Here is a 12,594-nt window from a genome sequence, read left to right as displayed (position 1 = left end):
CGCGGCTAGCGCAGCGGCGGCTCGTCGAAACTGCGCAGCTTGCGGCTGTGGAAGCTGCCCGCTTCCTTGCTCAGCAGGGCCAGCGTCTCGATCCCGATGCGCAGGTGCTGGCTGATCGACTTCTCGTAGAAAGCATTGGCCTGCCCCGGCAGCTTGATCTCGCCGTGCAGCGGCTTGTCCGACACGCAAAGCAGCGTGCCGTATGGCACGCGGAACCTGTAGCCCTGCGTCGCCACGGTCGCGGATTCCATGTCGATGGCCACCGCCCTGCTCTGGTTGAACCTGAGCGCGGAGCGGGTGAAATGCAGTTCCCAGTTGCGGTCGTCCGTCGTCACCACGGTGCCGGTGCGCAAGCGGCGCTTCAATTGCTCGTCGCTGTCCCCGGTAATGCGCCGGGCGGCCTCGAACATGGCAGTCTGCACTTCGGCAATCGGCGGCACGGGGATCTCCGGCGGCAGCGCGCTGTCGAGCACGTTGTCGTCCCGCAGGTAGGCGTGTGCCAGCACGTAGTCGCCGATGGTCTGGCTGGGCCGCAAGCCGCCGCAGTGGCCGATCATCAGCCACACTTCGGGCCGCAGCACGGCGATGTGATCGCAGATCGTCTTGGCGTTCGAAGGACCGACGCCGATGTTAACCAGCGTGATGCCCGAATTGTCCTTCCCGATAAGGTGGTAGGCGGGCATCTGGTGCCTGCGCCACGTGCCGCCCGTCACCCTGTCGCGGGCGCCCTCGAGGTCATCGCGTTCGATCACCACGCCGGGGGCGGAGAAGCGTTCGAAGCGGCTCTCTGGATCGGCAAGCTCCGCCAGTGCGAAGTCGATGAATTCCTCGACATAGCGGATATAGTTGGTGAACAGCACGTAACGCTGGAAATGTCCCGCAGGCGTGCCGGTGTAGTGGCGCAGGCGCGCGAGGCTGAAATCGGTGCGCAGAGCATCGAACAGCGAGAGCGGGCGGCTGCCATCGTCGGGCTGTATCCACGTGCCGTCGATTACCTCGTCGCCGATGCTGACGAGGTCCGACGCAGGAAAATGCCGCGTAAGCTCCGTGCTGCTGGCCTGGTTCAAGTCCGGCGCGAGGCCATCCAGCACATACTGGTAGGGTATCTCCTGCGCCGACCGGCTGACCTGCAATTCGACATCGTAATCGCTGACGAGATGCTGCAACTGGTTCTTCAGGTAGGGCCTGAAAATGCGCGGTTCGGCGATCGAGCTGGAGTAGGTGCCGGCCTGGTTCAACCGGGCATAGGACCTTGCCGGGTAGGCAATGCCTTCGTCGCTTGCGAAGTGCAGCGTGAGTTGCGGATAGGCGAAGATGCCCGCCGTGCGCTCCGCCGGGTCAGGCGCTTCGCGGGTCTTGCCGTAAGTGCGCAGCGCGGAGACGAGATTCTGCCGCGACCTGTCATAAACGGCTTCGAGCTCGTCGAGAATGCCGTCGATCTGTTCAAGGGTGGTCGTCATGCGCGTTCTCCCTTCACGAACCGGGTTGCGCGGAAGCGTCGGCCGAATCCTCGGCAAACACCCGGTCGAGGAAGGCTGCAAGGCGCACGCCCGATTGCGTCAGTCGCTGCTCGACAGGCCCGATCCAGTCCCACTGGTAGCGATAGCGAAGCATCGCGGGCGCTTCGAACGTGCCCATGCCTGCTTCTTCGCCTGTCGCGGGGTATATCTCGTCCCGCAGCGCGGTGCTTTCGGCAATCCACGTTGCAGGATCGGCATCCCACCAGTCGAGGATTTCCTGCGAACCGATGCGGCGTTCGAGACGCTCGGCATATTCCGTGTAGGAAAGCTGCTGACGAAGGATCATTCCCTCGTCCCAGACCCAGTGAAGGTTCGTCTGCATGTCGAACCAGTCGACGATGAAGTCGTTGCCGCCGCGATCGCTGCCGTTCCCGGCATGCAAAGGCTGGTGCAGATCGGAGACGATGTGCACGATGAAGCGCAGCGCCAGCGCGCGCTCCTCCTGAGAGGCCGTTTCGTCGCGCAGGGTCGCCGCAAATCCTTCGAGCGCGGTCAACGCGTCGCCTTCTGGCGGGTGGACCAAGGTTTCGACATCGCTACCCGGCGGGAGCGTGACGTAGTGGAACGGCGAGGCTGTTTCCTGCCAGAACGGCGAGGGATTCGACCGTTCCTCGTCAGGCCAGGTGCTCGCCTCTGGCAGGCTCTCGTTCGCGAGAATCTTCTCGATCTCGGCGCGGGTCTTCCCGCTGATGTTGTCTTCGGCGATCTCGGCACTGATCCGGTGACCTATCGGCCCCCACGCCTGTGCGGGGGAGGACAGGCCGAGGAGTGAAAGTAGCAATAATGCTGGGAGTTTCGTGTTCATTCCTGCCCGCTATAGCGAACATGTGGCAGGAAAGTGAAGCGCCTGTTGGCAGAGGCTTCAGGAGGCTTTGCCCGCACGATCCAGCAAGCGCCTGGCCTGCATCAGGTGTGGTCTGTCGATCATCTTTCCATCCAGTTGCAGCGCGCCCGCATCCGGTTGTTCGGCGAATGCACCGACGATGGCCCGCGCATGAGCGATTTCCGCTTCGCTCGGCTCGAAGGCATCGTTGATTATGGGCACCTGTGCGGGATGGATAGCCATCATGCCGGTAAATCCATCGCGCCGCCCGCGCGCGGCATAGGCAGCTAGACCCTCGGCGTCCCGGATGTCGGGATAGACCGTTTCGATCGCGGGAATCCCGGCCGCGTGCGCGCCCAGCAACGTGAGGCTGCGCGCCATCTCGTATGGCGGGGTATAGCTGCCATCGTCCTCGCGCGAAGTGGCCGCGCCGATAGCGGCAGGCAGGTCTTCCGCGCCCCAGGTGAGGCCCATCAGCGGCGTTTTGACTTCCCGGTAGGAACCGAGTTCGAAAATTGCTGCGGGCGTTTCGGTCGCGATGGGCAGCACCGGGATGACAGCGCCGTCCATCAACTGCACCAGTCGCACGACGCTTTTCGCACCCTCGGCTTTCGGCAGCATCAGGCCCGCGGGAGGGGTCGGCAGGATGGCGGCGAGGTCGCCTTCCGTCTCCCCGCTGCCAAGCGGATTGACCCGCACGATCACCGTTACGTCGCACGGCGATTGCAGGAATTCGGCCACGGCCTCCCTGCCCTTCGGCTTACTGGCCGGAGCGACCGAATCTTCAAGGTCTATAATGATCGCATCGGCCCCGCTCGCGGCCGCCTTGGCGAAGCGTTCGGGCCGGTCGGCGGGCACGAACAGCAGGCTACGCAGCCTCATGCCTTGCTGCCCTTGATCAGCGCCATGCGCAGGCATTCGCACACCACCTCGTCGCGCTGGTTGAGCAAGCGGTGTTTGAACGTGACGATGCCCGATCCGGGGCGCGATTTACTGTCGCGCTTGTCCACCACTTCGGTTTCGGCGCGCAGCGTGTCGCCGATGAATGTCGGCTTGGGATGCACCAGCTTGTCGTAGCCGAGGTTGGCCACCAGCGTGCCCAGCGTCGTGTCACCCACGCTCAGCCCCACCATCAGCGCGAAGGTGAAAGTGCCGTTGACGAGAATCTGGCCGAACTCGCTCTCGCTCGCTGCCTGGGCGTCGAGGTGGAGCGGCTGCGGATTGTGAGTCATGGTGGAAAACAGCAGGTTGTCCGTCTCCGTCACCGTGCGACGGATTTCGTGGGTAATCGTCTCTCCCACCTGCCATTTGTCGAAAAACTTGCCTGCCATTTATCCTCGAACCCTCTTCGCCAGAAATCAGAGCACCTCTACTATCGTGACGTTGGCGATACCGCCACCTTCGCACATTGTTTGCAGGCCGTAGCGTCCACCCCGCGCCCTCAGCGCATGAACCAGCGTGGCCATCAGTTTCGTGCCGGTCGCGCCCAGCGGATGGCCCAACGCAATGGCACCGCCGTTCACGTTCAGCTTCGCCGGATCGGCATCCAACGCCTGTTGCCAAGCCATAGGCACGGAGGCGAACGCCTCGTTCACTTCGAACAGGTCGATATCGTCCAGGGTCATACCCGTCTTCGCCAGCGCTTTGCGCGTCGCGGGGATCGGTTCTTCCAGCATGATGACCGGGTCGCCCGCGCTAACCGAGAAGTGGTGCAGCCGCGCCAGCGGCGTGAGGCCGTGGCGCTTGAGCGCCTGTTCGCTCACCACCAGAATGGCCGAAGCGCCATCGGTCATCTGGCTGGCATTCGCCGCCGTGATGGAGCCGCCTTCGGTGAGCGGATTGATCTCCGCCATCTTCTCCATCGTAGCACCGCGGCGTACACCTTCGTCGGTGTCGACCACGCCGGTATCCGTATGGACCGGGACGATCTCTGCCGCGAAAGCCCCGTTGTCGATTGCCGCCGCTGCCTTGGCGTGGCTTTCGAGAGCGAAGGCATCCATTGCCTCGCGCGTAAAGCCATACTTGTCCGCGATGGCCTGCGCGCCGTGGAACTGGCTGAATTCCCTTACCCCGAAACGCTGCTGGATCGACGGCGGCCATGGACCGGTGCCGATGCCCTCTCGCGCGTGCAACTGGAAGTTCGAACCCATTGGAACGCGCGTCATGCTTTCCGCGCCGGCCGCGATGACCACGTCCTGCGTGCCAGACATCACCGCCTGCGCCGCGAATTGCAGAGCCTGTTGCGAGGAACCGCACTGGCGGTCGATCGTCACGGCGGGCGTGGTCTCAGGCAGCTTGGATGCCAGCACGCAATTGCGTCCGAAAGCGAAAGCTTGCTCGCCCGCTTGGGTGACGCAGCCCAGGATCACATCCTCTATCGCCTGTGGGTCGATGCCGGAGCGGTCCACCAGCGCATCGAGCGCCGTCGCGCCAAGGTCGGCGGGATGGACGCTCACCAGCCCTCCCTTGCGCGCGCGGCCTCCGGGGGTGCGGACTGCGTCCACGATGTAAGCTTCGGCCATGGCGATCTCCGCTCCTGCAAGTCGCGGTTGCGACTGCCGGTAACGGCGACAAAAGGCAACATAGCTAACCTTGCGTCGGCCCCGTTCAGGCCGCCCGGACCACCTTCTGGTCGATCGCCCCAAATGGAGAGGCTCCGCCTGCATCAACTGCCTGCATTCGCACGCGATCGCCGAAGCGCATGAAGCCGGTCGATGGGTTGCCGTCGGCGATGATCTCGATGGCGCGGCGTTCGGAAATGCAGCTTGAGCCGACTTGCGCGTAGTCGCGATTGGCGACCGTGCCCGAACCGATGACCGTGCCCGCCACCAGATTGCGCGTGGTCGCCGCGTGCGAGACCAGCTCGTGGAAGCCGACAGACATTTCGCGACCATTGGCCTTGCCGAACCGCTCCCCGTTCCAGTCGATGTGCAGATCGAGGCACACGCGTCCGTCCCGCCATCCATCGCCCAGCCCATCCGGCGTCACGGCAAACGGCGCGACGGAGCAGGCGGGCTTGGCAAGGATGAAGCCGAACCCCGTCTTCATTTCCGGCACAGCATAGGCGCGCAGCGACCAGTCGTTGATCTGCACCACAAGCCGGATGTGCTTCATCGCCTCTTCCGGACTGACGCCCATCGGCACGGCATCGACGATCACGCCGAACTCGCCTTCGAAGTCGATACCGCCGTCCTCGGCTGCGAATACCGCATCCTCGCGCGCCCCCAGGAAACGGTCGGAAATACCCTGGTACATCAGGGGCCGTTCGGGATTGAGCGGATCGGTGTTGAAAGCGACCTGCATGAGGTCCGCGTGCGTCTGGAATGCCGACCCGTCGAGCCACTGCCAGCTTCGCGGCATGGGAGCCAGCAACGCCGCGGTATCGAGCCTATCGCCCTCCCCCTGCTCCAGTCGCTGCGCCAGATCCTTGAGCTTTGGTTCGGCAGCTGCCCAGTCGTCCATGGCCGCAAGCAGGCTGGGCAGTTGCGGCCCCGCCGCCAGACAGCGCGAGCCCTCGGCGGAGACAACCACCAATTCGCCGTCGGGCTTGCCGTTCGCTCTTGTCGCCAACCTCATCAGGCGAGGCCCTCTTCGAACGTGCCGTCGATCAGAATGAAGGCGATGCGACAGTTCTTGTCCGTTCGGTTGGCCCAGCCGTGGTTGGTGCCGCGCTGGATGATGATGTCGCCTGCCCGGCAGACGGTTTCACCCTCGTCCACGATCAGCACAAGTTCGCCTTCCAGCACGATGCCATAGTCGATGGTTTGCGTGCGGTGCATGTGCGCGTGTTTCGATCCTGCGCCGGTGTGCGAGGAGGCATCACCCGCGCCCACTTCGGCGAAGTGGGCGCGTGCCTCTTCGGGGGTCACGTGGTCCAGCTTGTCGCCATCGGGCGGGATGTCGAGCACGCGAATGCGCGTGCCGTTCTTCGGCGGAGCCAGCTTGATGCCCTCTTCAGGCGGCTCTGAGCTTGCCGCATCGATGCGGACGGGCGTTTCGGTGGTATTCCAGACCTCGTGGAACATCGGGCCACTCTGGCCACCAATCCGCTGGTAGCGCGGCACCGGGCCATCATCCTGGATGATCGCCTGTCCGCTGGAATTGTGTCCGGTGACGATGCGCCGGGTCGGTCCTGTCAGCTTTGTCATTGTCTTGTCCTCACTAGGTCTTGCCGGGCATCGGGGGCTGGAAGAACAGCCCGCGCGCCTTGAGTTCGTCTTGCGCCCGCTCTTCGTGCTGCAGTGCCGCTATCGCGCTCGGGCGCTTGCTTGCCTTCGCATAGTGCCGTTGTAACGCCGGGTGGTCGGCTTGCCGGAAGCCGACGCCGGTGATGCGAAACCAGATCCAGGCGAGATAGGCATCGAGGATCGACCAGTTCTGCCCCAGCATCCACGGCTGCTCGCTCAGCCTGCTTTCCAGCGGAGCGAGTTGCTGCGCCAGCCCCTCGACCGCCCTTGCGCGGATACGCGGCGCATCTTCGGCCTCGGTGGAGATCATCGGTGCCATGACGAAGCGCGTCACCAGCGGGTGCAGGTCGCTGGAGCAGCGGAACAGTTCGGCCAGTATCCGTGCCCGCCCCGCCGCATCTCTCGGCCGGGGCAACAGGCCTGCCTCTGGGTAGCTATCGGCAAGATAGCTCAGGATCGCGCCGTTCTGCACGATTACGCCGTCCGCCGTTTCCAGCGCTGGAACCTTGCCCGAGGGATTGACGGACAGGAATTCCGGCTGGCGATGTTCGCCCGCCATGAAAGCAATCAGCCGTGTCTCGAACGGCTCGCCGATTTCCTCCAGCGCCGTCAGCGTCACGCGGGCGCAGGTCTGCGGGGCGAACCAGAGAACAAACTTGCTGCTCACGTCGCCAGCCTCGGCTTCGACCTGGCCGAGAACATCGCCAGCACCGCGCCGATCCCGGCGGCGAAGGCATAGATCATCAGCGCCTGGCTAAGGCTACCGGCAAGACCGGAAAAGGCAGCGAGAACCAGCGGAGCAAGGAACTGGGCCAGGAAGAAGGAACCCGTCCATAGACCCATTCCCCGGCCACGCATGGCCGCCGGAAGCGAACGCATGGCCCAGGCGAGCATGTTAGGCAGCATCAGGCCGCTCCCAAAGCAAACAAGCGCGGCAAAGCCGGCCTTGGCGAAGAGACCCGGCGCAAGGACGACGCCCGCATAACCAAGGCTCGCAACCGCCAGCCCGACTGACAGCAGTTTCGGCCCGGCGCTCTTGCTGCTCCGGTGAAAGGCAAAGGAGCCGATCGCGACCGCGACATTGCACAGGGCGCCGAACAGGCCGATTTGCGCTGGAGACACCGGCCCGGAAGCCTCCAGAATCGGCCCCAGTTGCACAGTCACGGTATAGAAAATTATCCCGACGCCGAACGTGATCGCGGCGAGCGGCAGGATCACACGGAAGGGAAATGCCTGCTTTGCGAGGGCAGGCTCCGCCGCCGCCCTCGCCGGTTCGAACAGGCCAATCGCCGCGATCAGCGCGATCGGCAGGGCCAGCAGGTAGAGCAGGAACGGGCCTCTCGATCCGAGCAGTTCGCCTAGCACACCGCCGATGGCGATCAGTACTATGGCCGCAACGCTGCCGACCGCGATCTGCAGGGCGATCCATCTTTCCCGCCGCTCCCCGGCGAAATAGTCGCCGATAAGGACGGTGGCGAGAGTCATGATCACGGCTTCCACTACGCCCAGTGCGAAACGGGCGGCGATGATCTGGAACAGATCGTCGAGAAACCACGGCAGGATACCGAACGCGGCGTAGAGCACCAGCGACCAGATCATCATCTGTTTGCGCCCGATCCTGTCGCTGAGCCAGCCCGCCACAGGCGAGAACAGGGCGACGCACAGCGCCGGTATGGTGAGCGCCATCGGCACCAGGAACTCGCTGCCCGGCACGCCTGCGAATTCGCCGAGCAGCAATGGCAGGACCGGGATCAGCGAGACGATCGCCATGATCGGCAGCACTGCTGTTGCAAGGAGAATGAAACCCTGGGGCTTGCCAGCCTCCCGCGCCTCCTGTTTCTCGATCATGCCCTAATGTCCTCTCCCAGCCATTCCGCTACGCGGTATGGCCGCCAAGCGTTTCGGCAAACCAGTCCGCGATCAGATCTCGGCCGTAGCTCATGTTGTCGGCCCCTACGTGCTCCACACCGCCCTCGCGCTCGGTGAAGATCACCTTCTCGCGGCGCGGGGAGTTGACGAGCTGGTCGTAGAGGTCGTCGGCATAGCCCACGCTGATCTGCCGATCATGCGCGCCGTGGGTGACGAGGAAGGGCACCTTGATACGGTCCATGTGACCGTTGAGGTTCATGTCGGTCGATTTCTCCAGGAAATCGTCCTGGTCCTTCGCGCCGAAAGCCCAGTGCACGTGCGCCCAGTAGTGCGGGACGGGGTTCTCCCCTTCTCGTTCCATCCGCTTGTCCTGCACCTCGCGCCAGTTGTGGTTCGCGCCCCACACGGCGCCGCTGGCAAAGCGCGGCTCGTAGGCGACGGCGCGCGGGGCGAAATGTCCGCCCAGCGAGATGCCGGTCATGCCGATGCGGGCGTTGTCGACATCCGGCTGCGCTTCCAGCCAATCGACCGCCTTGCTGGCCCAGCTTTCCGAATGCGGATCGACCGGCAGGTTCTGCAGGCGCAGCGCCTCTCCGGTGCCCGGCTGATCGACGCAAAGGGTGGAGACACCCCGGCGCGCCAGCGCTTCGGGCAGGCGCGACCAGTAGAGCATCTCCTTGCAGCTATCGAGGCCGTTGCAATAGACCACGCAAGGCCGTTCCCCCTCGCCCGGCGCGCGGGTGTAGAGCGCCGACATCGTGCCCTTCTCAAGCGGGATTTCCACGCGCTCGCGATTGATCTTGCCGAGCCGTGTCGACTTGTCGAACGTCTCGCGGGCCAGCGCGTAGGTTTCCTCGCGCCCCTTGGTGCCGTGGCCCTGCATCCGTTCTGCCACCAGCAGGTAGAGCGCGGCGCGCTCCATCTTTTCCGAAGCGGAGAAGGCGCGGCCCTTGGCCTCGTCCTCGCCCGCCAGTTGCAGCAGCTTGTGACCCATTGCCGCCCAGGCGCGCATGAACTCTGGCGTGCCGGCATCGTCACCGTTTTCGGCGGCATCGAGGATGGGCTGACACATGTCGACAATCTCGCCGATGCGCCCGCCGCTTTCCATCGCGATGGCGACGCTGAGGTTCCAGATGTAGTTCTTGAAAGGAGAATAGAGTGACACGCGCTCAGACCTCCGCCGGCTTGAACAGGCAGGGATCGGGTGCGGCCTTGGGCATGGTCTGCGGACCGCCCACGCCGATGCCCCACTGATCCATGATCCGGGGCGCTGGCTCGTAGACGGTCGGCTCCCAGGTCTCGAAATCCACTTCCTCCAGTTCGGCGGTATATTCCACCGCGAAGCCGCTGGGCGTGCAGAAATAGCTGAAAGTGTTGTCGCCCGCCGTGTGGCGGCCCGGTCCCCACTTGATGTCGATGTCGCGCTGCTTGAGGCGGGAGACGCCGCGCAGCATGTCATCCGCGCTCAGCATGTCGAAGGCGACGTGATTGAGGCAGGGCGGACCCGGCAGCAGGGCGAGGCGGTGGTGTGCGCTGTTGCAGCGCAGGAAGCACATGAAGTCGCCCAGCCAGTCGCTGACCTTGAAGCCCAGCACGTCGGTGAAGAATTTAACCGCCGCCTGGTGGTCCGGCGAATGCAGCACGATGTGGCTGATCTTCACCGGCAGGCCTTCCCAACGCTCCATCGCCCGCTTGTCGAGCTTCTCGACATCGGCGGAGATTTCGAACGGCAGGCCATCGGGCGAGAAGAAACGGAAACCGTAGCCGCCGCCCGGCGCGTCGATATCGCGCGGCTCGTGGATGATCTTGCACCCCGCTTGGGCAACCTTGGCGTGCAGGTTGTCAACGTCCTCGCGGCTGTCCGCCGCCAGCGCGATCACCTCGATGCAGTTGGTGCCGGTATCGTGCAGGCGCACCACGTGGTGTTCGTCGTGCCCGTGGGTCTTGAACCAGGCCATGCCGTCTGCATCGGCGACTTCGACGAGGCCCCAGTCCTCGGCGTAGAATTTACGCTCGGCATCGAAGTCTTCGACGCCATACCCGACATAGCGGATTTCGGTTACTCGGCTCATTTGCTTGTCCCTCAAAAAGCTGAATTCAAATCGGCTGCGCGGTGATTTCGAACATCTCCGCGGTGGCCTTGTGATTGTCGACCGCCGGGCCCTTGCCCAGCTGCCCATGGCAGATGGCAAGCGAACTCTCGACGATGTACTTGCAGCGTTCGAAGCGGCGCTCGCGGTAAGCTTCGAAGGCCTTCTGTGGCGTGTCCGCCTTCGCCAGTTCCTCGGCCAGCACGATGCTGTCCTCGATCGCCATGCCCGCGCCCTGTCCAAGGTGCGGCGTCGTGGCGTGAACGGCATCCCCCAGCAGCACCACGCGGCCTTCGTGCCACGGGCCGTAGAGCATCATCGCTTCCAGCGGACGGTAGACCACGCCCTCATCGTCGGTGATCGCTTCTGCCACTTCGCGGATCTGCGGCGGCGTGTTCGCCAGCTTCTCGCGCATGGCTTTTGCCAGACCCTGCTTGTCGTACCAGGGATTGCCGGGCTCGGGTGTGGTGACATACATGTACATGAGGTCCGCACTGATCGGCACCAGACCGACCCCGGTCGGGCCGTTGTAGACGTGCAGCGCATCCAGGTCGTCCGGACGCGGCAGATTGTAGCGCCACACCGCTTGCCCCGTGTATTCCGGCTTGTCGGCATCCGGCATGATCTTCTCGCGGGTGTCTGAATAAACCCCGTCCGCACCGATCACGATATCGTAGCGTCCCTCGCTGCCGTCGGAAAAGCGGACCGTCACGCCCTCGCCGTCGTCCTCGATTGAATCCGCCGTGACGCCAAGGCGCACGTCGGCGCCTGCCGCGATCGTGCGATCGCCCAGCACCTTGTGCAGCGCAGGGCGACCGATGCCCACGTTGGCGGGATAGCCCTCCACCAGCCGCGGGCTCGGCACCTTGGCAACCTGCGTCCCATCGGGCGCATGGACCGCGACGAAATCGAAGCCGACCGCTGCATCCATGTAATCGTCGAGCAGGCCGAGTTCCTTCATCGCCCTAAGGACATTGCCCTGCTGGATGATGCCCACGCCATAGACGGCCCATTCGGGGTCCTTCTCGATCACGGTAACGGAGTGACCGTCACGGCGCAGCGCGATGGCCGAAGTCATCCCCCCGATGCCGCCGCCGATCACGAGTATGTTGAGGTTTTTCATTTCAGAATGAATCCATGTCATCGGCTATCAGGAACGGGCCGTCGTAGGCCGCCGCAATCTCTTGGAGATAGCGCATGTGACCTGGCTGGTTCTTTTCCCAACCCGAGAAGTGCGTGACCACAACCGAACCGACACCGGCGCGCGTGGCCAGTTCGCCAACCTGTGTGGGCGAGAGATGATGTTCGGAGAGATGCGACTGCATCGCCTGCGAAACCGCTTCCGGAATGCCGGGATTGGCAGCGATCATCCGTTCGATGGTGAGCGGGATGTCCATCATTTCGACCACGAGCAGGTCGGCTCCGCTCGCAAGTTCTTCCACCGCATCGCTCGGCCCCGTGTCGCCCGTATAGACAATGGATCGGCCCGGCAGGTCGAAACGATAGGATAGCGACTCGAAGCGCGCGGCTAGCTCGCTTCCCACAGGAAAGCTGTAATGTGAGTTCTCGCGGACGGTCACCGTCATGCCATCGACATCGACACTGTCCCCGTCTCGCATTTCGACCACGCGAATCCCTGAACGATGATCGACCGGCGCCGCGCCAGCGACGCCGTAGTTCGCCGTTGCCCCCGGCTCCATTCCGGCAAGAATACCGTCGACCAGCTGCTGCGTCTCCGGCGGCCCGTAGATCGTCAGCGGATCGCCTGCGCTGGTCTGGAAGCGAAGGCCGAGGATACCCGTCAGCCCGGCGGTGTGATCGAAATGCAGGTGGGAGATGAAGATCGCGTCGATCGCCTTCGTCTGCACTCCCGCCTTGCCGCTCTGTCCCGCCGTCCCGTCGCCGACATCGACGAGATAATCGTGCCCCCCAAAGCGAAGCAGGTTCGCTGGCTGGGAACGGGTCGAGCTGGTCACCGGGCCTGCTCCCGTACCCAACGTGATCCACGTCCCTTCGCCGTCCCGCGCGCCATCCTGCGCTGTCGCCGGAATGGCCGACAGCGACAGGTAGGCGGTTGCCGCAAATATGGATGCGAGAGCCCTCAT

Annotated in this window: 13 protein-coding genes; all 13 read right to left on the bottom strand. The window is 64.1% G+C overall.

Annotation, left to right across the window (positions count from 1 at the left end; genetic code table 11):
* Nucleotides 1-5: 5 nt before the first annotated feature.
* Entirely contained in the window at nucleotides 6-1,460 is a 1,455-nt protein-coding gene (locus tag D4Q51_RS11295; protein WP_120077850.1) for an AMP nucleosidase, read from the bottom strand.
* 13 nt (nucleotides 1,461-1,473) lie between these two features.
* Complete coding sequence (locus tag D4Q51_RS11290; RefSeq protein WP_240624688.1) at nucleotides 1,474-2,301, bottom strand: S1/P1 nuclease; 828 nt, start codon at nucleotides 2,299-2,301, stop codon at nucleotides 1,474-1,476.
* Between the two features lie 81 nt (nucleotides 2,302-2,382).
* Nucleotides 2,383-3,225: an HpcH/HpaI aldolase/citrate lyase family protein gene (locus tag D4Q51_RS11285; RefSeq protein ID WP_120077848.1), complete on the bottom strand. Its 843-nt coding sequence runs from the start codon at nucleotides 3,223-3,225 to the stop codon at nucleotides 2,383-2,385.
* Nucleotides 3,222-3,674 carry a MaoC family dehydratase gene (locus D4Q51_RS11280; RefSeq protein ID WP_120077847.1) on the bottom strand — a complete coding sequence of 151 codons (453 nt, stop codon included), beginning with the start codon at nucleotides 3,672-3,674 and terminating at the stop codon, nucleotides 3,222-3,224. Before D4Q51_RS11280 ends, D4Q51_RS11285 begins: the two co-directional genes overlap by 4 nt.
* Nucleotides 3,675-3,701: 27 nt before the next feature.
* Nucleotides 3,702-4,865: an acetyl-CoA C-acetyltransferase gene (locus D4Q51_RS11275; protein ID WP_120077846.1), complete on the bottom strand. Its 1,164-nt coding sequence runs from the start codon at nucleotides 4,863-4,865 to the stop codon at nucleotides 3,702-3,704.
* An 85-nt stretch (nucleotides 4,866-4,950) separates the two neighbouring features.
* Complete coding sequence (locus D4Q51_RS11270; RefSeq protein WP_120077845.1) at nucleotides 4,951-5,919, bottom strand: fumarylacetoacetate hydrolase family protein; 969 nt, start codon at nucleotides 5,917-5,919, stop codon at nucleotides 4,951-4,953.
* On the bottom strand, nucleotides 5,919-6,491 hold the full coding sequence (locus D4Q51_RS11265; protein WP_120077844.1) for a cupin domain-containing protein: 573 nt from the start codon (nucleotides 6,489-6,491) through the stop codon (nucleotides 5,919-5,921). The genes D4Q51_RS11270 and D4Q51_RS11265 overlap by 1 nt, the downstream gene beginning before the upstream one ends.
* Nucleotides 6,492-6,504: 13 nt before the next feature.
* Entirely contained in the window at nucleotides 6,505-7,197 is a 693-nt protein-coding gene (locus D4Q51_RS11260; RefSeq protein WP_120077843.1) for a glutathione S-transferase family protein, read from the bottom strand.
* Entirely contained in the window at nucleotides 7,194-8,378 is a 1,185-nt protein-coding gene (locus tag D4Q51_RS11255) for an MFS transporter (protein WP_120077842.1), read from the bottom strand. Before D4Q51_RS11255 ends, D4Q51_RS11260 begins: the two co-directional genes overlap by 4 nt.
* A gap of 28 nt (nucleotides 8,379-8,406) precedes the next feature.
* On the bottom strand, nucleotides 8,407-9,507 hold the full coding sequence (locus D4Q51_RS11250) for an alpha/beta hydrolase family protein (RefSeq protein WP_420807541.1): 1,101 nt from the start codon (nucleotides 9,505-9,507) through the stop codon (nucleotides 8,407-8,409).
* Nucleotides 9,508-9,568: 61 nt separating this feature from the next.
* On the bottom strand, nucleotides 9,569-10,471 hold the full coding sequence (locus D4Q51_RS11245; RefSeq protein WP_120077840.1) for a VOC family protein: 903 nt from the start codon (nucleotides 10,469-10,471) through the stop codon (nucleotides 9,569-9,571).
* A 25-nt stretch (nucleotides 10,472-10,496) separates the two neighbouring features.
* Nucleotides 10,497-11,612 (bottom strand): FAD-dependent oxidoreductase, encoded by a 1,116-nt coding sequence (locus tag D4Q51_RS11240; RefSeq protein WP_120077839.1) that lies wholly within the window; start codon nucleotides 11,610-11,612, stop codon nucleotides 10,497-10,499.
* A gap of 1 nt (nucleotide 11,613) precedes the next feature.
* Nucleotides 11,614-12,594, bottom strand: coding sequence for an MBL fold metallo-hydrolase (locus tag D4Q51_RS11235; RefSeq protein WP_120077838.1), 981 nt, complete (start codon nucleotides 12,592-12,594; stop codon nucleotides 11,614-11,616).

Origin of the sequence: Aurantiacibacter odishensis, from assembly GCF_003605195.1 — a bacterium.
GTDB lineage: Bacteria > Pseudomonadota > Alphaproteobacteria > Sphingomonadales > Sphingomonadaceae > Alteraurantiacibacter > Alteraurantiacibacter odishensis.
This window is presented reverse-complemented; position numbering and strand designations above follow the sequence as displayed.

Bases quoted from the DNA above. Each gene is read 5' to 3' on its own strand.
- D4Q51_RS11295 (WP_120077850.1), bottom strand. From the start codon at position 1,460: ATGACGACCACCCTTGAACAGATCGACGGCATTCTCGACGAGCTCGAA.
- D4Q51_RS11250 (WP_420807541.1), bottom strand. From the start codon at position 9,507: ATGGAAAGCGGCGGGCGCATCGGCGAGATTGTCGACATGTGTCAGCCC.
- D4Q51_RS11245 (WP_120077840.1), bottom strand. From the start codon at position 10,471: ATGAGCCGAGTAACCGAAATCCGCTATGTCGGGTATGGCGTCGAAGAC.
- D4Q51_RS11285 (WP_120077848.1), bottom strand. From the start codon at position 3,225: ATGAGGCTGCGTAGCCTGCTGTTCGTGCCCGCCGACCGGCCCGAACGC.
- D4Q51_RS11275 (WP_120077846.1), bottom strand. From the start codon at position 4,865: ATGGCCGAAGCTTACATCGTGGACGCAGTCCGCACCCCCGGAGGCCGC.
- D4Q51_RS11280 (WP_120077847.1), bottom strand. From the start codon at position 3,674: ATGGCAGGCAAGTTTTTCGACAAATGGCAGGTGGGAGAGACGATTACC.
- D4Q51_RS11240 (WP_120077839.1), bottom strand. From the start codon at position 11,612: ATGAAAAACCTCAACATACTCGTGATCGGCGGCGGCATCGGGGGGATG.
- D4Q51_RS11255 (WP_120077842.1), bottom strand. From the start codon at position 8,378: ATGATCGAGAAACAGGAGGCGCGGGAGGCTGGCAAGCCCCAGGGTTTC.
- D4Q51_RS11235 (WP_120077838.1), bottom strand. From the start codon at position 12,594: ATGAGGGCTCTCGCATCCATATTTGCGGCAACCGCCTACCTGTCGCTG.
- D4Q51_RS11265 (WP_120077844.1), bottom strand. From the start codon at position 6,491: ATGACAAAGCTGACAGGACCGACCCGGCGCATCGTCACCGGACACAAT.
- D4Q51_RS11270 (WP_120077845.1), bottom strand. From the start codon at position 5,919: ATGAGGTTGGCGACAAGAGCGAACGGCAAGCCCGACGGCGAATTGGTG.